General features: G+C 63.4%; 16 protein-coding genes, 4 tRNA genes and 1 pseudogene. 10 read left to right on the top strand and 11 right to left on the bottom strand.

Annotated elements, in window-relative coordinates:
* Positions 1-178: 178 nt before the first annotated feature.
* Complete coding sequence (locus ABNP31_RS06320) at positions 179-4,204, bottom strand: bifunctional nitrate reductase/sulfite reductase flavoprotein subunit alpha (protein WP_350013097.1); 4,026 nt, start codon at positions 4,202-4,204, stop codon at positions 179-181.
* Between the two features lie 337 nt (positions 4,205-4,541).
* Here ABNP31_RS06320 and map point away from each other — a divergent pair, with 337 nt between their 5' ends.
* Positions 4,542-5,318 (top strand): type I methionyl aminopeptidase, encoded by a 777-nt coding sequence (map, locus tag ABNP31_RS06315; protein WP_238067363.1) that lies wholly within the window; start codon positions 4,542-4,544, stop codon positions 5,316-5,318.
* Positions 5,319-5,555: 237 nt separating this feature from the next.
* Here the strand turns inward: map and ABNP31_RS06310 are convergent.
* From ABNP31_RS06310 to ABNP31_RS06295, 4 genes are all read right to left on the bottom strand, one after another.
* Positions 5,556-5,632, bottom strand: a tRNA-Asp gene (locus ABNP31_RS06310).
* A 13-nt stretch (positions 5,633-5,645) separates the two neighbouring features.
* Positions 5,646-5,721: transfer RNA gene (locus ABNP31_RS06305), tRNA-Val, on the bottom strand.
* Positions 5,722-5,891: 170 nt separating this feature from the next.
* A tRNA-Asp gene (locus ABNP31_RS06300) sits at positions 5,892-5,968 on the bottom strand.
* A gap of 13 nt (positions 5,969-5,981) precedes the next feature.
* Positions 5,982-6,057: transfer RNA gene (locus ABNP31_RS06295), tRNA-Val, on the bottom strand.
* Between the two features lie 217 nt (positions 6,058-6,274).
* Between ABNP31_RS06295 and rdgC the strand changes: the two genes are divergently transcribed.
* The 3 genes from rdgC to sugE all read left to right on the top strand — a co-directional run bounded on the left by rdgC (position 6,275) and on the right by sugE (position 8,908).
* A complete protein-coding gene (gene rdgC / locus ABNP31_RS06290) occupies positions 6,275-7,195 on the top strand; it encodes a recombination-associated protein RdgC (protein ID WP_013971401.1) in 921 nt (306 codons plus the stop codon).
* A 199-nt stretch (positions 7,196-7,394) separates the two neighbouring features.
* A complete protein-coding gene (locus tag ABNP31_RS06285) occupies positions 7,395-8,360 on the top strand; it encodes a bile acid:sodium symporter family protein (RefSeq protein WP_013971400.1) in 966 nt (321 codons plus the stop codon).
* A gap of 230 nt (positions 8,361-8,590) precedes the next feature.
* Complete coding sequence (gene sugE, locus ABNP31_RS06280) at positions 8,591-8,908, top strand: quaternary ammonium compound efflux SMR transporter SugE (protein ID WP_009686221.1); 318 nt, start codon at positions 8,591-8,593, stop codon at positions 8,906-8,908.
* 9 nt (positions 8,909-8,917) lie between these two features.
* On the opposite strand, the gene ABNP31_RS06275 is transcribed toward sugE, so the two are convergent.
* Complete coding sequence (locus tag ABNP31_RS06275) at positions 8,918-10,795, bottom strand: MFS transporter (RefSeq protein WP_015269262.1); 1,878 nt, start codon at positions 10,793-10,795, stop codon at positions 8,918-8,920.
* 207 nt (positions 10,796-11,002) lie between these two features.
* Between ABNP31_RS06275 and ABNP31_RS06270 the strand changes: the two genes are divergently transcribed.
* Both ABNP31_RS06270 and ABNP31_RS06265 read left to right on the top strand, forming a co-directional pair.
* A complete protein-coding gene (locus ABNP31_RS06270; RefSeq protein WP_238067362.1) occupies positions 11,003-12,181 on the top strand; it encodes an MFS transporter in 1,179 nt (392 codons plus the stop codon).
* Positions 12,182-12,412: 231 nt separating this feature from the next.
* Positions 12,413-15,889, top strand: coding sequence for a hybrid sensor histidine kinase/response regulator (locus tag ABNP31_RS06265; protein ID WP_085665354.1), 3,477 nt, complete (start codon positions 12,413-12,415; stop codon positions 15,887-15,889).
* On the opposite strand, the gene rmuC is transcribed toward ABNP31_RS06265, so the two are convergent.
* Positions 15,861-17,234 carry a DNA recombination protein RmuC gene (gene rmuC / locus ABNP31_RS06260; RefSeq protein WP_162276782.1) on the bottom strand — a complete coding sequence of 458 codons (1,374 nt, stop codon included), beginning with the start codon at positions 17,232-17,234 and terminating at the stop codon, positions 15,861-15,863. The genes ABNP31_RS06265 and rmuC overlap by 29 nt on opposite strands.
* A gap of 292 nt (positions 17,235-17,526) precedes the next feature.
* Complete coding sequence (locus ABNP31_RS06255) at positions 17,527-17,946, bottom strand: tetratricopeptide repeat protein (protein WP_238067361.1); 420 nt, start codon at positions 17,944-17,946, stop codon at positions 17,527-17,529.
* A 952-nt stretch (positions 17,947-18,898) separates the two neighbouring features.
* On the opposite strand from ABNP31_RS06255, the gene ABNP31_RS06250 reads away from it, so the two are divergent.
* The 3 genes from ABNP31_RS06250 (at position 18,899) to ABNP31_RS06240 (ending at position 21,283) form a co-directional block, all read left to right on the top strand.
* Positions 18,899-19,123, top strand: coding sequence for a hypothetical protein (locus ABNP31_RS06250; RefSeq protein ID WP_003257337.1), 225 nt, complete (start codon positions 18,899-18,901; stop codon positions 19,121-19,123).
* Positions 19,124-19,372: 249 nt separating this feature from the next.
* On the top strand, positions 19,373-19,855 hold the full coding sequence (locus ABNP31_RS06245) for a hypothetical protein (RefSeq protein WP_025338041.1): 483 nt from the start codon (positions 19,373-19,375) through the stop codon (positions 19,853-19,855).
* 147 nt (positions 19,856-20,002) lie between these two features.
* The gene (locus ABNP31_RS06240) at positions 20,003-21,283 is read left to right on the top strand and encodes an OmpP1/FadL family transporter (RefSeq protein ID WP_085589888.1); all 1,281 of its coding nucleotides are present in this window, start codon (positions 20,003-20,005) and stop codon (positions 21,281-21,283) included.
* Positions 21,284-21,433: 150 nt separating this feature from the next.
* Here ABNP31_RS06240 and ABNP31_RS06235 read toward each other — a convergent pair.
* Positions 21,434-21,856, bottom strand: a pseudogene (locus ABNP31_RS06235) (LysR substrate-binding domain-containing protein); the annotation flags it as partial.
* A 56-nt stretch (positions 21,857-21,912) separates the two neighbouring features.
* Here ABNP31_RS06235 and ABNP31_RS06230 point away from each other — a divergent pair.
* Complete coding sequence (locus ABNP31_RS06230) at positions 21,913-22,173, top strand: DUF2798 domain-containing protein (RefSeq protein WP_350013096.1); 261 nt, start codon at positions 21,913-21,915, stop codon at positions 22,171-22,173.
* On the opposite strand, the gene ABNP31_RS06225 is transcribed toward ABNP31_RS06230, so the two are convergent.
* On the bottom strand, positions 22,154-22,342 hold the full coding sequence (locus tag ABNP31_RS06225) for a hypothetical protein (RefSeq protein WP_350013095.1): 189 nt from the start codon (positions 22,340-22,342) through the stop codon (positions 22,154-22,156). The two genes, ABNP31_RS06230 and ABNP31_RS06225, sit on opposite strands and share 20 nt — an antisense overlap.
* 708 nt (positions 22,343-23,050) lie before the next feature.
* The gene (locus tag ABNP31_RS06220; protein WP_039615355.1) at positions 23,051-23,602 is read right to left on the bottom strand and encodes a glutathione peroxidase; all 552 of its coding nucleotides are present in this window, start codon (positions 23,600-23,602) and stop codon (positions 23,051-23,053) included.
* Positions 23,603-23,624: the final 22 nt, after the last annotated feature.

Below are 23,624 nucleotides of genomic sequence, written 5' to 3'. Positions count from 1 at the left end.
AAGCAGGGAGTGTGCCAACTGGGTTGCCTGTGTCGGCCTCTTCGCGGGTGAACCCGCTCCCACAGGGATCTCCACAATTTTCAGACCTGTGCTGTACCTGTGGGAGCGGGTTTACCCGCGAAGAGGCCGGTACAGGTCATGCACATTCACAGTGCACAACACCCCATCCCGGTGCACATCAATACACATCCCGCCGATACCGCTTGGCCCTGCCCAGCGCTTCGACATAAGCCGCAGCCGCCGCTGCATCCATGCCGCCATGCTCGGCGACGATCGCCCGCAACGCCGCATCCACATCCTTGGCCATGCGCTGTGCATCGCCACACACATAGAAGTACGCCCCCGCCTCCAGCCACTGCCACAACTGCGCGCCCTGTTCGAGCATGCGCTGCTGCACGTAGACCTTCTCGGCCTGGTCGCGCGAGAACGCTGTGTCCAGGCGCAAGTGCCCTGCATCCTGCCAGGCCTGCAGCTGCTCTTGGTAATAGAAATCGGTGGCCGCGTACTGCTCGCCGAAGAACAGCCAGTTGGCCCCTTCCGCCCCACGTGCCTCTCGCTCTTCGAGGAAGGCCCTGAACGGCGCAATGCCGGTGCCGGGGCCGACCATGATCACCGGCACGCTGTCGTCCTCGGGCAGGCGAAAGTGCTTCGACACTTGCGGGAAGATGGCCACCTTCAGCGCCTGCGCACGGTCGGCAAGGAAGCTTGAACACACCCCTTTGCGCGTGCCATAGCGCACCGTGGAAACGGTCAGGTGCACCTGCTGCGGGTGCGCCAGCGGGCTGGAGCTGATCGAATACAGGCGCGGCTGCAACGGCTTGAGCAGCTCCAGCCAGCTGGCCAGCGGCAGCTGCTGGGGGAAGGCGCGCAGCACATCGACCAGTTGCCGCCCCCACAACCAGTCCTGCAGCTCGGCCTTGCACTCGGGCTGCAGCAGGCGCTGCAGGTCCGGGGCATTGCCGGCGAAGGCCTGCAGCTGCTGCGTGGTGACCTTGGCGATCTCCAGGTGCGCTTGCAAGGCTTCGGCCAGCGGCATGGCGGGCTGGCCTTTCAGCTGAACCATGGTCTGGCCATCGAGCCGCATCAGCACCAGCAGCTCGTCGACCAGGGCCGGACAGTTGAGCGGCCACACGCCCAAGGCATCACCGGCGGCATAGGTGAAACCGCTGCCGCTCAGGTCGAACACCAGTTGACGGGTTTCCTTGCTGGCACCCGGGCCGTTGAGCAGGCGGTTTTCCAGCAAGGTGGCAGCCCAGGGTTGCTGCTTGCCATAGGCCGCCACGGGCGCAGGCTCGGTGACCGGTTGCGGTGCAGCGGCGTTGCCTAACGTGGGCAGCAGCGCATCCAGCCAGGCGGCGAAGGCGTCGTCGAAGTCCGGCTCGCAGTCCACCCGCTGCAGCAGGCGCCGCCCACCCAGCTCGGCCAGGCGTTGGTCGAGCTTGCGGCCAAAGCCACAGAACTGGTCGTAACTGGAGTCGCCCAGGGCCAGCACGGCAAAAGGCAGTTCGGCGCAGTGGGCGCCCTCCTCGCCTTGCAAGGCTTGCCAGAATGCCGCTGCGCTGTCGGGCGCGTCGCCATCCCCAAAGGTGCTGGCGATCAGCACCACGCTGGCGGCGCCCTGCAGCTGGCGCGGGCTGACCGCTTCCATGCAACTGAGCTGCACGTCGAGGCCGGCACCGCGCAGGCGCTCGGCACAGCGTTCGGCCAACAGCTCGCCGTTGCCGGTTTGCGAAGCCCACAGCACCTGGTGCCGTGGTGCTATCAACGCCGCATCGGGCAGCACCGCCGGCTGGGCGAACAGCCCGGCCAGCAGGCCATCGACGAACAACCGGCGGTTGGCGGCCAGCGGCGCACTGGCCGGCAGGCAGGGCACGCCCTCGGCGCGGGCCTGGTCCAGGCCCAGCAGGAAGCCTTGCAGGTAATGGCGCTCTTCCTCGGCCAGCACCGGGGCTGGCAGGGTGTCCAGGCCAAGCAGACGGGACAGGGTGGCGGTCGGCATGCGGGCAGGCTCCGGATTGGCAGTGTTCAGATCAAGGGCTTCGATGCGCTCACCGGCAACCCGCTCCAGGGTCACGGCACAATGCTTGAACGCCGGCTGCAGCGACAGCGGGTCGACCGCATCGCAGGTCACGGCGTTGATCGCCAGTTGCTCGCCGATCAGGTCATTCCAGTGGAACGGGGCAAAGCAGTTGCCAGGCATGACCCGGTCGCTGATTCGCGCGGGTAGCACGGCCTGCCCGCGGCGCGAGCGAATGGCCACCTGGTCCTTTTCGGCGATGCCCAGCCGGGCAGCATCGTCGCGGTGGATTTCCACGAAGGGGCCGGGCTCCAGCTTGTTCAGCGCCGGTACCTTGCCGGTCTTCGTCAGGGTGTGCCACTGGTGCTGCACGCGGCCGGTATTCAGCACCATGGGGTAATCGGCATCCGGCAGCTCCGCCGCCGGCAACCAGGGCCGGGCGAAGAAGCGGGCCTTGCCGCTGGCGGTCGGGAAGGCCAGCACCGGGCACTCGCCTTGGGCATCGTGCAACAGCGTCTGGCTGCTGCCGTCGTTGTGGTAGCGCAGCGGGCTGCGCGGGTTGTCGCGGCCTGGGGCGCAGGGCCACTGGTGCGGCTGTTCGCGTAGTTCGGCATAGCCGATGCCCCGCAGGTCGTAGCCGGTGGTTGGGTTGTGAAAGCGGCGGATCTCCTCGTACACCGCCTCGGCATCGGGGTAATCGAAGGCGTCGGCATAGCCCATGGCGCAGGCGACCCGGGCGATGATCTGCCAGTCTGGCAGGCTCTGCCCGGGCGGTTCGACGGCACGTGGCATGAGGGTGAGGTTGCGCTCGCTGTTGATCATCACGCCCTCGCCTTCGGCCCACAGCGCAGCCGGTAGCAGGATGTCGGCGTAGCGGTTGGTCTCGGTGTCGAGGAAGGCATCCTGGGTAATCACCAGTTCGGCCTGGCGCAGGCCGTCGATCACCTGCTGGCGGTTGGCGACACTGGCCACCGGGTTGCTGCAGATGATCCAGCAGGCCTTTACCACGCCGCTTTTCATCTGCTCGAACAGCGCCACCGTGCCCTCGCCGCCTTCGCTGCGCAGGCTGCCCGGGGCCAGTTGCCACTGCTGCTCGACGAAGGCGCGGTCTTGCTCTACCAGCGCCGAGCGCTGGCCTGGCAGGCCGGGGCCCATGTAGCCCATCTCGCGGCCGCCCATGGCATTGGGTTGGCCGGTCAGCGAGAACGGCCCACTGCCGGGGCGGCAGATGGCGCCCGTGGCCAAGTGCAGGTTGCAGATCGCATTGGTGTGCCAGGTGCCGTGGATGCTCTGATTCAGGCCCATGGTCCAGCAGCTCATCCAGTTGCTGGCGCCGCCGATCCATTCGGCGGCCTTGATGATGTCGGCCTCGGCCAGCCCGGTGATGGCAGCCACCCGGTCAGGGGTGTAGTCATCGAGAAAGGCCGGCAGTTCGTCCCAGCCTTCGGTGTGGAGGGCGATGAAGTCGGGGTCGGTGTGGCCGTTACGCAGCAGCAGGTGCAGCAGGCCATTGAGCAAGGCCATGTCGCTGCCGGGACGCACCTGCAGGAACAGGTCGGCCTTGTCGGCAGTGGCGCTGCGCCGTGGGTCGACGACGATCAGCTTGGCACCCGCCTTGACCCGGTCGAGCAGGCGCAGGAACAGGATCGGGTGACAGTCGGCCATGTTGGCGCCGATCACCAGGAATACGTCGGCGTGCTCGAAGTCCTGGTAGCTGCCGGGCGGGCCGTCGGCACCGAGCGACAGCTTGTAGCCGCTGCCGGCACTGGCCATGCACAGGCGCGAGTTGGACTCGATGTGGCGGGTGCGGATAAAGCCCTTGGCCAGCTTGTTGGCCAGGTACTGGGCCTCCAGCGACATCTGCCCGGACACGTACAGCGCCACGGCGTCGGGGCCGTGCTGGTCGATGATGCCGCGCAAACGCCCGGCGGCGGCGGCGATGGCCTGGCCGATGCCGGTACGCGCTGGCTGCTGGCTGCGCTGCTGGCGCACATAGGCATCCTCCATGCGCCCGGCGGCGGTCAGCGGCAGGTGTGCGGTGAGGCCTTTGGTGCACAGGCGGCCGAAGTTGCTGGGGTGCTGCTTGTCGCCGCTGATCTTGCCGACCTTGCCATCGGCGACGCTCATGACGATGCCGCAACCGACGCCGCAGTAGGGGCAGACGCTGCGCACTTCGCTGTTGGCCATGGGCGGGCTCCTGTAGGGAACGCAAAAAGGCGCCGGCTGCCCCTGCTTGCTGGGCAAGCGGGGCAACACGGCGCCTTTGTCGTGAAGTTTTGTGGGCTGTCGACGTTGATAGCCCTGGATAGAGGTGAAACAGCAATTTATGGGCCAGCTGTGCCGACCCTTTCGCGGGCATGCCCGCTCCCACAGGGATATCGCAAGGCCTGAGGGCGGTGCTGCACCTGTGGGAGCGGGCGTGCCCGCGAAGAGGCCGATACAGGCTGTGCACCATGCGATGGCAACCCCACACCCCATGGCGCTATGCTGGGGCACATTCCAGCACGAGCCACTGCACTCCTCCATGTCCCAGGTGATTATCAAGACCCCCGCCCAACTCGACCTGATGCGCCGCGCCGGCCAACTGCTTGCCCAGGTGTTCGCCGACCTCGACAGCTTCATCCGCCCCGGCGTGACCACCATGCAGATCAACGACCGCGCCGAGGCGTTCATCGTCGGCACGCTCAAGGCCCGCCCGGCGAGCAAGGGCCAGTATGGATTCCCCTATTCGCTCAACACCTCGGTGGACCATGTGGTGTGCCATGGCATGCCCAAGGTCGATGAGGTGCTGAAGGAAGGCTCGATCATCAACGTCGACATCACCCTGGAACAAGGCGGCTATATCGCCGACTCGTCAAAGATGTACAGCATCGGGCCGATCAGCGATGAGGCGCAGCGCCTGGTATACACCACCTATAACGCGCTATGGAAAGGCATCGAACAGGTACGCCCCGGGGCTACGCTGGGTGATATCGGCCATGCCATCCAGACCCATGCCGAAGCGGCGGGCTACAGCGTCGTACGTGAGTATTGCGGGCATGGCATTGGCCAACAGATGCATGAAGGGCCCGAGGTGCTGCACATCGGCCAGCGCGGGATGGGCCTGAAGTTGAAGCCGGGGATGGTGTTTACCATCGAACCGATGATCAACCAGGGCGGACGCGGGACGCGCACGCTGAAGGATGGCTGGACGGTGATTACCCGCGACCACAGCCTGTCGGCGCAGTGGGAGCATACCGTGGCGGTGACCGAGGATGGGTTTGAAGTGCTGACTTTGCGGGAAGAAGAGCGTCGTAGCTGAAATTGCCGGGGGCACTTTGCGCCCCTTTCGCGACACAAGGCCGCTCCTACAGGAGATCGCGTCACTCGCTGACTGCGCATACCCCTGTAGGAGCGGCCTTGTGTCGCGATGGGCCGCAAAGCTGCCCCAGGATTTCATGAACGATGAAATCGCTCAGGATGCAGAAACAAAAAAAGCGACCCTAAGGTCGCTTTCTCTGTTACTTCCGGGTGTTCAGTAGGCCCTGGAAGTGGAATATGGCGCAGCGGACGGGACTCGAACCCGCGACCCCCGGCGTGACAGGCCGGTATTCTAACCGACTGAACTACCGCTGCGCTAAACATCGAGTGGTGGGTGATGACGGGATCGAACCGCCGACCCTCTGCTTGTAAGGCAGATGCTCTCCCGGCTGAGCTAATCACCCATGTCTCTCGGTGTGGCGCGCATTCTACGGGCGACTTGGCGCTCTGGCAAGCACTTATCGAACTTTTTGCAAAATTCGCGAAAACACCAAATCGCAGGCACAAAAAAAGCGACCCTGAGGTCGCTTTCCTTGTTACTTCCGGGTGTTCAGTAGGCCCTGGAAGTGAAATATGGCGCAGCGGACGGGACTCGAACCCGCGACCCCCGGCGTGACAGGCCGGTATTCTAACCGACTGAACTACCGCTGCGCTAAACATCGAGTGGTGGGTGATGACGGGATCGAACCGCCGACCCTCTGCTTGTAAGGCAGATGCTCTCCCGGCTGAGCTAATCACCCTTCGTCTCGGTGTGGCGCGCATTCTACGGACGGCCCCGTACCCTGGCAAGCACTTTTTTAACTTTTTTCAAAAAAAACCTCAGGCCTTTCAAAGACCTAGCGTTGCCACGTGCATCTTTACATTCAGCTACAGCTACTGGCACTCCGACAGGGTTGGCCTGAGAGCACCGCTCGGAGAATAATGCCCGCCTTATGCATTAAGGAGAGATTGCCCCTCATGTGGTTCAAGAACCTGCTGACCTACCGCCTGACCCAGGAAGTCCCGTTCGAGCCTGAAGCGCTGGAAGCGGCCCTGGCCAGCAAGCCGGCCCGCCCCTGCGCCAGCCAGGAGCTGACCACCTATGGTTTCGTCGCGCCATTCGGCAAGGGCGAAGACGCTCCCCTGGTGCATGTCAGCGGCGAGTACCTGCTGATTGCCGCGCGCAAGGAAGAACGCATCCTGCCCAGCAGCGTGGTCAACGATGCGGTGAAGGAAAAGGTCGAAGAGATCGAGACCGAGCAGATGCGCAAGGTCTATAAAAAGGAACGCGACCAGATCAAGGACGAGATCATCCAGGCCTTCCTGCCGCGCGCGTTCATCCGCCGCTCGATGATCTTCGCGGCCATTGCCCCGCGCCTGGGCGTGATCCTGGTCAACTCGGCCAGCGCCAAGCGTGCCGAAGACCTGCTGTCGACCCTGCGTGAAGTGATGGGCTCGCTGCCGGTACGCCCGGCCACCGTGAAAATCGCACCGGTTGCCACCATGACCGAGTGGGTCAAGTCGCAGGAAGCTGCCGAAGGCTTCTATGTGCTGGACGAGTGCGAACTGCGCGACACCGCCGAAGATGGCGGTATCGTGCGCTGCAAGCGCCAGGACCTGACCGGCGAGGAAATCCAGCTGCACCTGAGCACTGGCAAGGTGGTTACCCAGCTGGCCCTGGCCTGGCAGGACAAGCTGTCGTTCATTCTGGATGACAAGATGGTGATCAAGCGCCTGAAGTTCGAAGAGCTTCTGCAGGAGCAGGCCGAACAGGATGGTGGCGATGAGGCTGCGCAGCAGTTCGATGCCAGCTTCCAGCTGATGATGATGACCTTTGCCGAATTCCTGCCGGTGCTGTTCGAGGCGCTGGGTGGGGAAGAGATTCCGCAAGGGGTCTGACTGGTTTTGAAATGCCGGTGCTGGCCTTGAAGTGATTTTTGGCAGTGCCGGCCCTTTCGCGGCGGTTCGACGCCTCGATGAACCCGCTCCCACAGGAACCGCACAGGCTTCGAATCTTGTGCAGTACCTGTGGGAGCGGGTTCACCCGCGAAAGGGCCAGTGAAATCAATAACGCTATAAGCAGAAAAGGACTTGCCCCATGCGTGCCCTCGCCACTCTCAGCCGCTTCGTCGGCAATACCTTCGCCCTGTGGGTGCTGGTGTTCGCCGTACTGGCCTTCCTGCAACCGCAATGGTTCATCGCCCTGAAGGTGGCCATCGTGCCGCTGCTGGGCCTGGTGATGTTCGGCATGGGCCTCACCCTCAAGCTCGATGACTTCGCCGCCCTCGCCCGCCAGCCCTGGCGGGTGATGCTGGGTGTGGTCGCGCACTTCGTGATCATGCCGGGCATGGCCTGGCTGCTGTGCCAGCTGTTCCACCTGCCGCCGGAAATCGCCGTGGGCGTGATCCTGGTTGGCTGCTGCCCGAGCGGCACGGCGTCGAACGTGATGGTCTGGCTGTCCCGTGGCGACCTGGCGCTGGCGGTGGCGATCGCAGCGGTGACCACCCTGCTCGCCCCGCTGCTGACCCCGGCGCTGATCTGGTTCCTGGCCTCGGCCTGGCTGCCGGTGTCCTTCATGGACATGTTCTGGTCGATCCTGCAGCTGGTGATGCTGCCGATCGTGCTCGGCGTACTGGCCCAGCGGCTGCTTGGCGCGCGGGTGCAGGCGGCGGTGCAGGTGCTGCCGCTGGTATCGGTGGTGAGTATCGTGATGATCGTGTGCGCGGTGGTGGCGGCCAGCCAGGCGAAGATCGCCGAGTCGGGGCTGCTGATCATGGCGGTGGTGATATTGCACAACAGCTTCGGCTACTTGCTGGGGTACCTGACCGGCAGGCTGTGCAAGCTGCCACTGGCACAGCGCAAGTCGCTGGCGCTGGAGGTGGGCATGCAGAACTCCGGGCTGGGTGCGGCACTGGCGGCGGCGCATTTTTCGCCACTGGCTGCGGTGCCGAGTGCGTTGTTCAGCGTTTGGCACAATATTTCCGGGGCGCTGCTGTCGACCTGGTTCCGGCGCATGGGGGAACCTGTGGCAGAAGCAGAAGGTGGGGAGCCGGCCAGGCATTGATGTTGCCTGTGCGGGCCCTTTCGCGGGTAAACCCGCTCCCACAGGTACTGCACAGGTCTGAAAATTGTGGAGATCCCTGTGGGAGCGGGTTTACCCGCGAAGAGGCCTGCACAGGCTTGCCCAGAGGGCTGCATATGTGCACCATGGCACCCACTGTGAGGACGACCTCACGACGCACCGCGTGACCATTCCGGGGACGGCCCCATCATTCACAACGATGGAGACGCACCATGTCCTGGATCATCCTGTTCTTCGCCGGCCTGTTCGAGGTCGGCTGGGCCGTCGGCCTGAAATACACCGACGGCTTCAGCAAGCCTCTGCCCACCGTCCTCACCGTCGCCGCCATGGCCATCAGCCTGGGCCTGCTGGGCCTGGCCATGAAAGAGCTGCCGCTGGGTACCGCCTATGCCATCTGGACTGGCGTCGGCGCCGTCGGCACGGTGATCGCCGGCATCATCCTGTTCGGCGAGTCCATGGCCCTGGTACGCCTGGTCAGCGTGGCGCTGATCATTACCGGCCTGGTCGGCCTGAAAGTCAGCGCCAGCTGACGCCCTCCCCTAGCGCAGGTTGCCGCGCAGGCGGCTGACCTGCTCACGCAAGGCTTCTGGCTGCGCCGCCTCCACCGGGATGGCGGCGCCTGCCACGATGGTCACCCGCGACCACAGGCGCTTGAAAAAGCCCTTGGCCGGGTCACGGCTGAAGAAGCTGCCCCACAGCCCCTGCAAGGCCAACGGAATGACCGGCACCGGGGTTTCTTCGAGGATGCGGTTGACGCCGCCCTTGAACACATCGATCTCGCCATCCCCGGTCAGCTTGCCTTCAGGGAAGATGCATACCAGCTCGCCATCGGCCAGGTATTCGGCAATGCGCGCGAAAGCACGTTCGTAGATAGCCAGGTCTTCGTTGCGCCCGGCAATCGGGATGGCGCCTGCGGTGCGGAACACGAAGTTGAGTACCGGCAGGTTGTAGATCTTGTAGTACATGACGAAGCGGATCGGCCGGCGGATCGCCCCGCCCAGCAGCAGCGCATCGACGAACGACACGTGGTTGCACACCAGCAGCGCTGCGCCTTCGTCGGGGATGCGCTCGAGGTCGCGGTGCTGCACACGGTACATCGAATGGCTGAGCAGCCAGATCAGGAAGCGCATGGTGAACTCGGGCACGATCCTGAAGATATAGGCGTTGACCGCGATGTTGAGCAGAGACACCACCAGGAACAGTTGCGGGATGGTCAGCTCGGCCAGGCCCAGCAGGATGATGGTGAGCACTGCCGACACCACCATGAACAGGGCATTGAGGATGTTGTTGGCAGCGATCACCCGGGCGCGCTGGTCTTCGGCGGTGCGGGCCTGGATCAGCGCATACAGCGGTACGATGTAGAAGCCGCCGAACACCCCAAGGCCGACGATCGACAGCAGGATCCACCAGGCCTGGCCCATGCCCAACAGCGCCAGCCAGTCGTGCGGTGCCGCCGCAGCCGGTACATCGCCGGAGTGCCACCACCAAAGCAGGCCGAACAGGCTCAGGCCGAACGAGCCGAACGGCACCAGGCCGATTTCCACCTTGCGCCCGCTCAGCCGTTCGCACAGCAGTGAACCCAGGGCGATCCCCACCGAGAACAGGGTCAGCACCAGTGTCACCACCGTGCCATCACCGTGCAGCCAGTCCTTGGCGTAGGCCGGGATCTGCGTGAGGTAGATGGCACCGACGAACCAGAACCACGAGTTGCCGACGATCGAGCGCGACACCGCCGGCGGCTGCCCCAGGCCCATGCGCAGGATCGCCCACGACTGCCTGAAGATGTTCCAGTCCAGCGGCATTTGCGGTGAAGCGGCAGCGGCCCGCGGGATCCAGCGGCTGGCCAGGTAACCGAGCACGGCGGTGCCGACCACGCCACCAGCCACCACGGTGGCATAGCTGTCGGCCGACATCATCACCCCGGCGCCGATCGTGCCGGCGAGGATGGCCAGGAAGGTACCGGTTTCCACCAGCCCGTTGCCGCCGACCAGTTCTTCCTCGCGCAGGGCCTGCGGCAGGATCGAGTACTTCACCGGGCCGAACAGCGCCGAGTGGGTTCCCATGCCGAACAGCGCCACCAGCATCAGCGCCAGGTGGTTGGTGATGAAACCGAGCGCGCCTACCGCCATGATCGCGATCTCGGCCAGCTTGATGGCCCGGATCAGCGCATCCTTGGCGAACTTCTCGCCAAACTGCCCACCCAGCGCAGAGAACAGGAAGAACGGCAGGATGAACAGCAGGGCGCACAGGTTGACCCAGATCGAACGGTCGCCGTCGCCCAGGCTGAGCTTGAACAGGATCGCCAGGATCAGCGACTGCTTGAACAGGTTGTCGTTGAAGGCACCCAGCGACTGGGTGATGAAAAACGGCAGGAAACGCCGCTTGCCGAGCAAGGTGAATTGCGAGGAGTGACTCATCGTCCTTGGTCCTGAGGGCTTTTCAATTGGAGGTGCGCCGGGCGCGACAAGCCACAAATCTGCATGGGAAATGCACTGACTGGCAAGCGCGGTGATTCTATAGCAAGCCTGTCCCGGCCCCATCGCCGGCTTGCCGGCGATGGGCTGCAGAGCAGCCCCCATTTGTCATATGCTCCGATTCGGCTATTCCACAACAAGGACGTGGCAATGCTCGCCGCCATCAAACGCTACCCGCACACTGTGCGCCTGCTGCTCACCACCACCTTCACCCTCACCGTCGCCCGTGCCCTTACCCTGCCCTACCTGGTGGTGTACCTGGCCGACAACTTCCAGCTGCCGATCAGCCAGATCGGCCTGCTGATCGGTGGCGCGCTGATCATCGCCTCGCTGCTGAGCCTGTATGGCGGCCACCTGGTGGATACCTTGCGCAACCACACACTGGTCAGCGCCAGCACCCTGCTGTTTGCCCTGGCCTTCGTCGGCGCGGTCGCCAGCAACTCGGCGCTGCTGTTCTTTCTCTGCCTGGTAATGATCAACCTGGCCCTGGCAGTGGTCGACATCGCCGCCAAGGCGGGCTTCTGCGCGTTGCTGCCGGTGGAGGAACGGGCCGAAGTGTTCGCCATCAAGTACACCCTCAGCAACGTCGGCTACGCCGCCGGCCCGCTGCTGGGCGTGGCCATGCTGGAGCTGAACGACCATATGCCGTTCAGCGCCTCTGCCCTGCTCGGCCTGGCCATGTGCCTGGCCTACTGGCGCCTGGGTGACCGCAGCCTGCAGGCCAGTGCGCCGGACAAGCCCGGGGCCGGCTTTGGCCAGGTGGCGCTGGGGCTGGCCCGTGACCGGCGGCTGGTATGCTTCACCTTGGGCGGGGTGCTGAGCGCGGTGGTGTTCGGCCAGTTCACCGCCTACCTGTCACAGTACCTGGTGGTGACCAGCAGCCCGGCCGAGGCGGCGCGCCTGATCGGTTACCTGGTGACCACCAACGCGGTGACGGTGATTGCCCTGCAGTACCTGATCGGCCGCCGCATCAGCCGCCAGCGCCTGATGCCCTGGCTGCTGGCCGGCATGGGCCTGTTCATCGCCGGGCTGCTGGGCTTTGCCCTGGCCGGTTCGGCGCTGGCGTGGTGCCTGGCGATGCTGGTGTTCACCCTGGGCGAGATCATCGTGATCCCGGCCGAGTACATGTTCATCGACCTGATCGCGCCGGAGCACTTGCGTGGGGTGTATTACGGTGCGCAGAACCTGTCCAACCTCGGAGCGGCGCTGGGGCCGGTGATGGTGGGGTTTGCCCTGGTGCATCTGTGGCCGGGGGCGATCTTCTATCTGCTGGTGTTGTCGGTGATACTGGCGGGGGTGTTTTATTGGCTGGGTACCCGCAAAGGATGATGTCTGCTCTGCTGGCCTCTTCGCGGGTGAACCCGCTCCCACAGGGGCAGCGCCGCTTTCGAAGCCTGTTCAGTACCTGTGGGAGCGGGTTCACCCGCGAAAGGGCCGGCACAGGTTAAAGAGAACCCTGCGACCACCTGCCACTGCGACCATCGTCTGCGCTGACGAAGCGGCACCTGCGTGCCAGACTGATTGATCGGGACCGCGTTATCTTTTTGCTTCGGAGTCTTCATGTCGTTGTCCAGCGGGCTGATCGCCGTGGTCGCCCTGGCCTATATGGCCATCATGTTCGCCATCGCCTTCTACGGCGACCGCCGCAGCACGCCATTGCCGCCGAAGCTGCGTGCCTGGGTGTACAGCCTGTCGCTGGCCGTGTACTGCACCAGCTGGACCTTCTTCGGCGCGGTCGGCCAGGCCGCCGAACAGCTCTGGGCATTCCTGCCGATCTACCTGGGCCCGGTGCTGCTGCTGATCTTCGCGCCCTGGGTGCTGCAGAAGATGGTGCTGATCAGCAAGCAACAGAACATCACCTCGATCGCCGACTTCATCGCCGCGCGCTACGGCAAGTCGCAGTCCCTGGCGGTGGTCGTGGCGCTGATCTGCCTGGTCGGCGTGCTGCCGTACATCGCCTTGCAGCTCAAGGGCATCGTGCTGGGCGTGAACCTTCTGATCGGCGCCAATGCCGACGCCACCGGCACCCGCGTGCAGGACACCGCGCTGGTGGTGTCGCTGGTACTGGCGCTGTTCGCCATCGTCTTCGGTACCCGCAGCCTGGACGTGACCGAACACCACCGTGGCATGGTCCTGGCGATTGCCTTCGAATCGCTGATCAAGCTGCTGGCCTTCCTCGCCGTGGGCATCTTCATCGTCTTCAACCTGTATGACGGCTTCGACGACCTGTTCAGCCAGGCCCGCCAGTCGATCCACCTGCAGGATTATTGGCAGGAAACCATCAACTGGCCGTCGATGGTGGTGCAGACCGCCGTGGCGATGATGGCGATCATCTGCCTGCCACGGCAGTTCCACGTCACCGTGGTGGAGAACATCGAACCCCAGGACATGCGCCTGGCGCGCTGGGTATTCCCGATGTACCTGGCGCTGGCCGCGCTGTTCGTGGTGCCGATCGCTTTGGCCGGGCAGATGCTGCTGCCGGGCACGGTGATCTCCGATTCGTTCGTCATCAGCCTGCCGCTGGCCGAAGCACACCCGAGCCTGGCCCTGCTGGCATTCATCGGTGGTGCCTCGGCGGCCACCGGCATGGTCATCGTCGAGGCCGTGGCGCTGTCGACCATGGTCTCCAACGACATGCTGCTGCCCTGGCTGCTGCGCCGTACCAACGCCGAGCGGCCGTTCGAGGCGTTCCGCCACTGGATGCTCTCGGTACGCCGGGTGACCATCGTGGTGATCCTGCTGCTGGCGTATGTCAGCTACCGCCTGCTGGGCTCCACCGCCAGCCTGGCGACCATCGGCCAGATCGCCTTCGCCGCCGTGACCCAGCTGACCCCGGCCATGCTCGGCGCGCTGTACTGGAAGCAGGCCAACCGCCGCGGCGTGTTCGCTGGCCTGGCCGCAGGTATTTTCCTGTGGTTCTACACCCTGGTGCTGCCGATTGCCGCGCACAGCGTGGGCTGGTCGCTGCAGCTGTTCCCAGGATTGGCGTGGCTGCACGGCAACCCGCTTAACCTGCCGATCAGCCCGCTGACCCAGGGCGTGGTGCTGTCGCTGGCGGGCAACTTCACCCTGTTCGCCTGGGTCTCGGTGCTGTCGCGCACGCGGGTTTCCGAGCATTGGCAAGCCGGCCGCTTCATCGGCCAGCAGACCAGCGCCAGGCCCAGCAGCAAGCCGCTGCTAGCGGTGCAGATCGACGACCTGCTGACCCTGGCCTCGCGCTTTGTCGGCGAAGAACGCGCCCGGCAGAGCTTCATCCGCTTCGCCTACCGCCAGGGCAAGGGCTTCAACCCCAACCAGAACGCCGACGGCGACTGGATCGAACACACCGAACGCCTGCTGGCCGGCGTGCTCGGCACCTCGTCGACCCGCGCCGTGGTCAAGGCCGCCATCGAAGGCCGCGACATGCAGCTGGAAGACGTGGTGCGTATCGCCGACGAAGCCAGCGAGGTGCTGCAGTTCAACCGCGCCCTGCTGCAAGGGGCCATCGAGAACATCAACCAGGGCATCAGCGTGGTCGACCAGAACCTGCACCTGGTGGCCTGGAACCGCCGTTACCTGGAACTGTTCAACTACCCCGACGGGCTGATCAGCGTGGGCCGGCCGATCGCCGACATCATCCGCTACAACGCCGAGCGTGGCCTGTGCGGCCCGGGCGAGGCGCAGGTGCACGTGGCGCGGCGCCTGCACTGGATGCGCCAGGGCCGTGCGCACTCCTCCGAGCGCTTGTTCCCCAATGGCCGGGTGATCGAACTGATCGGCAACCCGATGCCGGGCGGCGGTTTCGTCATGAGCTTCACCGACATCACCCCGTTCCGCGAGGCCGAGCAGGCCCTGCGCGATGCCAACGAAGGCTTGGAACAACGGGTGGCGGAACGCACCCAAGAGCTGTCGCAACTGAACCAGGCGTTGTCCGAAGCCAAGAGCCGTGCCGAAGCGGTGAGCCAGTCCAAGACCCGTTTCCTGGCTGCGGTCAGCCATGACCTGATGCAGCCGCTGAACGCCGCCCGGCTGTTCTCCGCCGCCTTGTCGCAGCAGGCCGAGGGCATGAATGAAGAGGCCCGGCAACTGGTGCAGCACATGGACAGCTCGCTGCGCTCGGCCGAAGAGCTGATCAGCGACCTGCTGGACATCTCGCGCCTGGAAAACGGCAAGATCACCCCGGATGCCAAGCCCTTTGCCCTCAACGAGCTATTCGACACCCTGGGCGCCGAATTCAAGGTACTGGCCGCCGAGAAGGGCCTGGAGTTCCGCCTGCGCGGCAGCCGCCTGCGGGTGGACAGCGACATGAAGCTGCTGCGCCGGGTGCTGCAGAACTTCCTGACCAATGCCCTGCGCTATGGCAAGAGCCCGATCCTGCTGGGCGCACGGCGCCAGGGTGAACAGTTGTGGCTTGAGGTGTGGGACCGCGGCCCGGGCATCGCCGACGACAAGCTGCAGGTGATTTTCCAGGAGTTCAAGCGCCTGGACAGCCACCAGACCCGCGCCGAGAAGGGCCTGGGCCTGGGCCTGGCGATCGCCGACGGCCTGTGCCGGGTGCTGGGGCACAAGCTGGAAGTGCGCTCGTGGCCGGGCAAGGGCACGGTGTTCCGCGTCAGCGTACCGATTGCCCGCCAGGCCGCCCCAGCGCCCACCGCCCCGGTGGAACAGGGCGGCCAGCCACTGGCCGGGCTGCAGGTACTGTGCGTGGACAACGAAGACAGCATCCTGATCGGCATGAACAGCCTGCTCAGCCGCTGGGGTTGCCAGGTGTGGACCGCGCGCAACCGCGCCGAATGCGAAGCCCTGCTGGCCAGGGGCATGCGCCCGCACCTGGCGCTGGTGGACTACCACCTGGACGACGGCGAGACCGGTACCGGGCTGATGGGCTGGCTACGCGCGCGCCTGGGCGAGCCGGTGCCGGGCGTGGTGATCAGCGCCGACGGCAGCAAGGAAACCATCGCCATGGTGCATGCCTCTGGCCTGGACTACCTGGCCAAGCCGGTCAAGCCGGCGGCCCTGCGCGCCATGCTCAATCGCCATCTGAGCCTGGTTCAGTAAGCGCTTCGTCCGGCAACGCCTCGTCGGACAGCGCCCGCTCCAGCAGGTCGGCCGGCAGGCTCTTGCTGGCGCGGGCGCCCAGCAGCTTCAGCTGTTCGCTGCGGCTGACCAGGTTGCCGCGCCCTTCGCACAGCTTGTTGCGCGCGGCGGCATAGGCCTTGTCCACCTGCTGCAGGCGGCTGCCCAGCTCGTCCAGGTCCTGGATGAACAGCACGAACTTGTCGTACAGCCAGCCGGCGCGCTCGGCGATCTCGCGGGCGTTCTGGCCCTGGCGTTCCTGCTTCCACAGGCTGTCGATCACCCGCAAGGTGGCCAGCAAGGTGGTCGGGCTGACGATCACGATCTGCCGATCGAAGGCCTCCTGGAACAGGTTCGGCTCCGCCTGCAGGGCTGCCGAAAAGGCGGCCTCGATCGGCACGAACAGCAGCACGAAATCCAGGCTGTGCAGGCCTTCGAGGCGGTTGTAGTCCTTGCTCGACAGGCCTTTGACATGGCTGCGCAGCGACTGCACATGCTGCTTGAGCGCGGCCTCGTCGTTGCCGGCGACGAACTGCTGGTAGGCGGTGAGGCTGACCTTGGCATCCACCACTACCTGCTTGTCGCCGGGCAGCATGATCAGCACATCAGGCTGGAAGCGCTCGCCATCGGCGCTCTTGAGGCTGACCTGGGTCTGGTATTCGCGACCCTTTTCCAGGCCGGCATGCTCCAGTACCCGTTCGAGGATCAGCTCACCCCAGTTGCCCTGGGTTTTCTGGCCCTTCAGCGCCTGGGTCAGGTTGGTGGCTTCGTCGGACAGGCGCAGGTTCAGTTGCTGCAGGCGCTCCAGCTCCTTGCCCAGCGAGAAGCGCTCGCGGGCTTCCTGCTGGTAGCTTTCCTCCACACGTTTTTCGAAGGCCTGGATGCGCTCCTTGAGCGGGTCGAGCAACTGGCCGAGATGCTGCTGGCTGGTCTGGGCGAAGCGCTGCTCGCGCTCGTCGAAGATCTTGGTAGCCATGTCGGCGAACTGGGCGCGCAGGGTGTCGCGGGCTTCCTGCAGGTCTTCCAGGCGCTGCTGGTGGCTTTCCTGCTGCTCGCGCAGTTCGGCGTCCAGGCGTGCGGTCTGGGCCTCCAGGCGGCGCAGTTCGGCTTCGCGGTTGGCACGCTCGAGGTTCCAGGCGTGGGCGGCGTCACGGGCGTTGTCGCGGTCGATCTGCAGCAGTTCCAGCTCACGGCCCTGGGCGGCCAGCTGGGTCTGCTTGACGGTGTTGGCTTCGCTGAGGTCGCTGACCTCGTCGCGGCTGGCGTCCAGTTGCGCCTGCAGGCCGGCCAGGGCCAGCTGGGCAGCATTGAGGCGCTCTTCGAGCAAGGCCTGCTCGCCTTGCCGCGCGCCCTGGCGGCGCTGCACCTGCATGAGCCAACCCAGGCAAGGTAATGCACCTGCCACCAAGCCCAGCAGAATGCTGGCCAGATCCACTGTCATGCTTACCCCGAATGATCCTGGATGAATGCATCGCAGCTTATCAGCCTGAGCGGTGTGTTGCCTGTTCCGGCCTCTTCGCGGGTAAACCCGCTCCCACAGGGATTGCACAGTATCCGAGGTATAGCTATTCCTGTGGGAGCGGGTTTACCCGCGAAGAGGCCAGTGCTGGCAACACACCTCAGGCATGGAACCACTGCCTCAAAAGCCGCCGCGCTTCCTGCGACCCCTGCCCCGCCGCCAGCTCCAGCCAGTACCGCGCCTGCTCCGGCTCGCTGTGCTGGCACAGCCGCGCATACTCCAGCTGCGCCCGCCGATCACCGGCGCGGGCTGCCTGGCGCAGCAGTTCATGGCCAATACGACGGTCACGGGCATTGCCGCAATCGCGGCACAACATCTGCCCCAGGCGGCTTTGCGCCACGACCACGCCCTGGCGCGCCGGCTGTTTCAACAGGCGCCCGGCCAGGTGCTTGACCTGCGGCTTGTCACCCAGGTGCGGGTTGTCGAGCAGCCACAAGGCCACTTTGAGAGAGAAACGTTTGGGGGGAGGCGCAGGCGTCGATGCAGCGGGGCTGGCGAGGGGTTTACCGCGAAACTTCATGAGCAACAGGTTTGGCAACTCGAAAGGCGCGCCACTCTACCCTTTTTCTTGCGCCTTGGCCTTTCGATTTCCGGAGGATTGAAAAAAATTTTCAATGATCTTTTCTTGACGTTTTCAAGTGGATGACCAACAGGTCTCCCGGAGCATGTCGATTGTCGGACAGTTCAATGTATTGCTGGCACGCCCGTCCTAGAGCAAGCGCTCGGGACAATCCACAGTTCCTGTGGATAACTCGGTGGACAACCCCCTCCCATCCCCCGCAAACCCCCATGAATTGGGGCTTTCGCTCAAACTGACGATTTTTTCACCAGCTAAAAATAGTGTTTTTTTTCATTGACTTAACCGCCCAGTCAAGGCATTGGCGAGGCTGTCGTGGCGTGTTGCCAGGCAGTTGCAAGCGATGCTCCGAATGTGAACAAGTGCACCATAAACCTTCATTTGAGTGCACGAAATCGGTACATCAGCCCGGATGCGGGCCTTTTGCCCCCTCTTCCCAGCAGGGCAAATACGCGCCATACTGCTCGGCTCACCTGAACAAACATGAAATGCTTGCCAAGCGCCTGTATTTCCGCTAAGGTGCGCCTCGTTAGTACCAAGCTGAAAGTCAATTCTGGCCTCAAGCGTCCTTGCAGACCCGCTCCTCCCAAGGGTGGCGCTGCTGAAACCAGGACCGGCCCATTCGATGATTCACTCGCCAGCCACGCGCTGTTCAAGCACGAATCACGTGACAGATTGATCAGGATCCCACACCGACGGCCTAGAACCTTGGCCCCGGCGTGCTGCCTGCCTTCTGAAGTACCTACCAGTCAGCCCATGCGCCCACATTTGATTGCGCTCCCTCTGGCTGCCCTGTTCCAGTCAGGTTCGTTCGTCCCTTAATAAAGGCGTCACTGGAACGTTTCTATCATGCACGGATCATAACCCCGTGTTTAAAGCAGGAACCTCCAACAATATGCAAACTCATCATCAGATTCAGGCCGCCATTGGCACCCTCTCCCAGGCCTTCTCGCCGTTGAAGTGCCTTATCGTTGCCCCTCGCAAGGGCAGCTTCAGCTTCACCCTGGTAGACGAACACGGCGTCGCCTGCCACACCGAGCGCCTGTACCCCGAACAGTACAGCCGCAGTGAACCGCTGCAGGCGGTCATCGCCCGAACCCGCCAGTCGCTCACCGCGTGAGCGGCGAATACTGCGGTATTCAAGCGCTGAATCATCCCATCGCAAGCCTGCCTGAACGTTCGCGGCGTAATTGCCTTAAGGCATATAGCCCGTTACGTCAGGCAGCAATCGATTTAAAAACAGCCCTTTACACCACGATTATCACACTACACTTCAACTCGAGCGGTGCTTGCCGCTTCCGGCGGGCCTGATCACTCACCAGCTGCCAAGCTCCAGCGCCCGTCCGGCCCTTAACTGCTCGAGGGCATCATGGGTATCGCGGCGAATGAATTGTGTCAGTATGTGATCCGACCCACCCTGGTCTACCTGAACCGTCACTGCGCCAGCGCCGAAGCCTTGTTGCTGGGCATCGCCGCCAGCCAGTCGGCCCTGGGGTCGGCCTTGCACGACCGTCGTGGGCATGGCCTTTACCGTATCGGCGAACACCGTCACCAGGCGATCTGGGACGACTACCTTGCCCGTGACCCCGACCTGGCCAGCCTGGTCCGCGGCCTGGCCAGCCAGCACGCCTTCCTCGGTGGCCCGCACCTGGAACTCACCGTCAACCTGCGCTATTCCACCGCCATTGCCTGGATGCTCGTCGAAGAGCAGGCCACGCCACTGCCTGCCGCCGATGACCTTCTCGCGCTGGCGCGGATCTGGCGACAGATTTTCAACCCACAAGGTCGCCTGCGCGACTTCACCCACGCCTGGCATACCTGCATAGATCAGAGGTTGCCGCAGGCATCTTAAGACGCGTCCTACAACGCACCCGGAAAAAAGGGAATTTTGGTCGGATTGTCCTACAAAACCGCTCTATCTCCTGCGATTGAGGCTATAGCGCGGCGCGTGATTTGTTGGTAGCTTTTCGCCCCGGAGATCCCAAGGAGTTTTCTAATAATGAAAAAAGTAATGCTCAAAACCTCCCTCGGCATTGCCGTTGCTCTTGCTTCCAGCCAACTGCTTGCTGCAGGTTTCGCGCTGAACGAGCAAAGCATCAGCGGCATGGGAACCGGTTTTGCGGGACGTTCGTCTTCTGCCGAAGATGCCAGCACTGTGTATGGCAACCCTGCAGGCATGTCGCGCCTGAAGCGCGAACAGGTCACCGTGGGTGGCGCAGCCGTCATTGCCAAGTCTGATATTTCGGGTCGTGGTAGCAATTTCGGGGGGGAAACCGATGGCGACATGGTCCCGGTCGTAGGCGTGCCCATGGGTTACTACGTCAAGCCGATCGATGATCATTGGAGCGTCGGTTTCGGTGTTTACGTGCCATACGGCCTGATCACCGACTACGGTAGCGATGACGCGGCACGCTACTGGGGCAAGAAGAGCAAGGTCGAGGTTGTCACCTTCCAGCCAACCATCAGCTATGCCTTCAACGACAAGGTGTCGATCGGTTTTGGCCCGACTATCAACCGTATCAAGGGTGAGCTGGGCTCGAACCTGGGCAGCAAGGCCCTGCTGGGCCCCAACGGCCCGGATGGCGAAGTCAAGATCAAGGGCGACGACACCGCGATCGGTTACAACATCGGCGTTCTCGTACAAGCCACAGACCGTACCCGTCTGGGCCTGACCTATCACTCGATGGTCGACTACAAGCTTGAAGGCGATACCCGTGTTTCCTACCCGATTGCGGCCCTCGGCCTGAACGGCAAGTTCGACGCCAGCCTGAAAATCAAGACGCCAGAGTCGGTGGACTTCTCGGTCACCCATGAACTGGATGACCACTGGACCCTGTATGCGGGCAGCACGTGGACTCGCTGGAGCCGCCTGGAGAGCATCGTTGTCAAGAACGAAGCACCGGCGGGCTACCCACTGCAGACCATCACCGAAGAGCAGAACTGGCATGACACCTGGGCACACGCCATTGGTGCTGCCTACAAGGTCAACAAGGAGTGGACCCTGCGTGCAGGCTTCTCCGTTGACCAGTCGCCCACCAACAACCACGATCGCTCGCCGCGCATTCCTACCGGCGACCGTAAAGCGGTCAGCTTTGGTGCCGGCTGGAGCCCGAACGATGACATGACCATCGATGTTGCCTACTCCTACCTGTGGGAAGAGGACACCAAGGTCAACAATCTGCCGAGCTCGCAGACAGAAGGCTTGTTGAAAGGCAGCTACCAGGCCAAGTACGAGAACAGCGCTCACGGTATCGGTGCGTCCCTTACCTACCGCTTCTGATAGCTTCAAGTAAGTCGGGGCCGCTTTGCGGCCCATCGCGACACAAGGCCGCTCCTGCAACGACCGCACAAAACCGATTCTACGGGTTCATGCGGACGCTGCTGGAGCGGCCTTGTGTCGCGATGAGCTGCAAGCAGCCCCAATATCTTTTCAGGCCTGCACCTGCCAGCTGTCACCCAGGCATTCGCGCAAGTAGTCCATGAACACACGCACTTTTGCGGTCATGGCGAAGCGGTCGGCCAGGCACAGGTAGATATCCATCGGTTCGGTCTGGGCATAGGCCTGACCGCTATCGCTGTATTCGAACAACGATACCAGCGCCCCGGCGGCCAGATGCGGCCGGACGATGAACTCGGCCAGGCGGGTGATGCCGCCATCGTGCAGTGCCATCTGGGTCAGGGCATCGATGTCGTCGCTGATCAGGACACTGCCGAACTCTGGCTCGAACCGCAGCCCGTCGCGCATGAACCCCCAACGCAGGAAGCGCCCATCCACCGGGTAGCGGAACACCAGGCAGCGGTGGTCACGCAAGGCCTCTGGCGTGGCCGGCACGCCGGCGCTTTGCAGGTCTACAGCTGCTGCCGGATGCGTTGCTAACCTGCGCCTCTACTTACTTTTCAGGAGTTCGCATGAGCAACCTGTCCCAGGCACGCAGCCGACGCAAATTGCACCCGGGCGCCACGCCCTACGTTTTTGCCTTCTACATGTCGTCGATCATGGCGCTATTGATGTGTTTCGTGATCACGGCAGCGAATGGGGGGATTAACCCTGAATACCTTGGCAACGTGCTGAAGGCTTACCAGTTGGCGATGCCTGTGGCGTTCGTTTGTGTATTGATGGTCAGGCCGGTGGTTATGCGGTTGGTGGCGATTACTGTGCATTCAAAGTGAAGTAACCTGAAACCCAGACAAGTCCCCTGCTCTTGCTCTTGCTCTTGCTCTTGCTCTTGCTCTTGCTCTTGCTCTTGATCTTGATCTTGATCTTGATCTTGATCTTGATCTTGATCTTCGCGACTTCAGGAGGCCGAGCAGAGGTCTTGCGGAGGGAGGTGACGGGCATGGATGCCCGTCAAGCGCTGAGGCCCCATGGATGGGGCCTGCAGCGCGTACTCCCGGGAGCAAGACCGGCGCGAGGGAACCCCGTAGCGTAGCGGAGGGGCCGGATGATGGGAGCGCAGCGTTTTTTGGTTACTTTTTGTCGCGTTTGACAAAAAGTGACTCGCCGTAAGGGCGAAAAGGTGAGTAAGCGTCGCCATCGTAAATGGACTATGCGCGAGATCAATACCAGTACTTTTCCGCTCTTCGCTCTTCGCTCTTCGCTCTTCGCTCTTCGCTCTTCGCTTTCAAGCGTGGGCATCAACAACAAGGTCAACATTCATTTTCGAAGGTGGCGCTTAATCACCTTTCCGCCCTTACGGCGGGTCACTTTTTGTCAAACGCGACAAAAAGTAACCAAAAAACGCTGGCTCCTATCATCCGGCCCCTACGCTTCGCTCCGGGGTTCCCTCGCTACGGGCCTGCTCCCGGGAGTACGCGCTGCAGGCCCCATCCATGGGGCCTCAGCGCTTGACGGGCATCCATGCCCGTCACCTCCCTCCGCAGTCCCTTCGCTCGGCCTCCTGAAGTCGCAATCGGCGGCGCCTGAACTATCGCGCGCTTAGAAGCAAAAGCCGAAGCAAGAGCAAAAGCAAGAGCAAGAGCAAGAGCAAGAGCAAGAGCAAGAGCAAGAGCAAGAGCAAGAGCAAGAGCAAGAGCAAGAGCAGCCAGGTTATGGCTGAGAAGCAATGGCCTTTTCGATGGCTGCCCGGAACGCTGGATCATCCGGCTTGGTCAGGCTGGAAAAGTTACCAATCACCTTGCCCTTGCGGTCTACCACATACTTGTAGAAATTCCACTTCGGCGCACTGCTCTGGCTGGCCAGCTCCGCGAACAGCGGTATCGCATCCGCGCCCCGAACCGCCTGTGTCTTGGTCATGGTAAAGGTGACGCCATAGTTGGCATAACAAACCTTGGCAGTCTTCTCGCTGTCGGCGTCCTCCTGCTTGAAGTCATTGGAAGGCACACCAAGCATTTCCAGGCCTTGCTCGTGATATTCCTTGTATGTCGCTTCAAGCCCCTCGAACTGCGGCGCAAAACCGCAGTAACTGGCCGTGTTGACCACCACCAGCGGCTTGCCGGCAAAGCGCTGGCACAGGTCCACCTGCCCCTTGCCCCGCAACTCTGGCAGGCTACCCTGCAACAACGCCGGGCAATCGGCAGCCCAGCTCGATGCGCCGGCAAGCAAGGCCAGCACCGGCACCGTCAACCAATGTGCACGCATGACTCGTTCTCCCGCAAGACAA

Source organism: Pseudomonas asiatica (assembly GCF_040214835.1).
GTDB classification, from domain to species: Bacteria; Pseudomonadota; Gammaproteobacteria; order Pseudomonadales; family Pseudomonadaceae; genus Aquipseudomonas; species Aquipseudomonas putida_Z.
Note: the sequence above shows the minus strand (reverse complement) of the source record. Positions and strands in the feature narration are given on the sequence as shown.

Bases quoted from the DNA above. Each gene is read 5' to 3' on its own strand.
- ABNP31_RS06320 (WP_350013097.1), bottom strand. From the start codon at position 4,204: ATGGCCAACAGCGAAGTGCGCAGCGTCTGCCCCTACTGCGGCGTCGGT.
- map (WP_238067363.1), top strand. From the start codon at position 4,542: ATGTCCCAGGTGATTATCAAGACCCCCGCCCAACTCGACCTGATGCGC.
- rdgC (WP_013971401.1), top strand. From the start codon at position 6,275: ATGTGGTTCAAGAACCTGCTGACCTACCGCCTGACCCAGGAAGTCCCG.
- ABNP31_RS06285 (WP_013971400.1), top strand. From the start codon at position 7,395: ATGCGTGCCCTCGCCACTCTCAGCCGCTTCGTCGGCAATACCTTCGCC.
- sugE (WP_009686221.1), top strand. From the start codon at position 8,591: ATGTCCTGGATCATCCTGTTCTTCGCCGGCCTGTTCGAGGTCGGCTGG.
- ABNP31_RS06275 (WP_015269262.1), bottom strand. From the start codon at position 10,795: ATGAGTCACTCCTCGCAATTCACCTTGCTCGGCAAGCGGCGTTTCCTG.
- ABNP31_RS06270 (WP_238067362.1), top strand. From the start codon at position 11,003: ATGCTCGCCGCCATCAAACGCTACCCGCACACTGTGCGCCTGCTGCTC.
- ABNP31_RS06265 (WP_085665354.1), top strand. From the start codon at position 12,413: ATGTCGTTGTCCAGCGGGCTGATCGCCGTGGTCGCCCTGGCCTATATG.
- ABNP31_RS06255 (WP_238067361.1), bottom strand. From the start codon at position 17,946: ATGAAGTTTCGCGGTAAACCCCTCGCCAGCCCCGCTGCATCGACGCCT.
- ABNP31_RS06250 (WP_003257337.1), top strand. From the start codon at position 18,899: ATGCAAACTCATCATCAGATTCAGGCCGCCATTGGCACCCTCTCCCAG.
- ABNP31_RS06245 (WP_025338041.1), top strand. From the start codon at position 19,373: ATGGGTATCGCGGCGAATGAATTGTGTCAGTATGTGATCCGACCCACC.
- ABNP31_RS06240 (WP_085589888.1), top strand. From the start codon at position 20,003: ATGAAAAAAGTAATGCTCAAAACCTCCCTCGGCATTGCCGTTGCTCTT.
- ABNP31_RS06230 (WP_350013096.1), top strand. From the start codon at position 21,913: ATGAGCAACCTGTCCCAGGCACGCAGCCGACGCAAATTGCACCCGGGC.
- ABNP31_RS06225 (WP_350013095.1), bottom strand. From the start codon at position 22,342: ATGCCCGTCACCTCCCTCCGCAAGACCTCTGCTCGGCCTCCTGAAGTC.
- ABNP31_RS06220 (WP_039615355.1), bottom strand. From the start codon at position 23,602: ATGCGTGCACATTGGTTGACGGTGCCGGTGCTGGCCTTGCTTGCCGGC.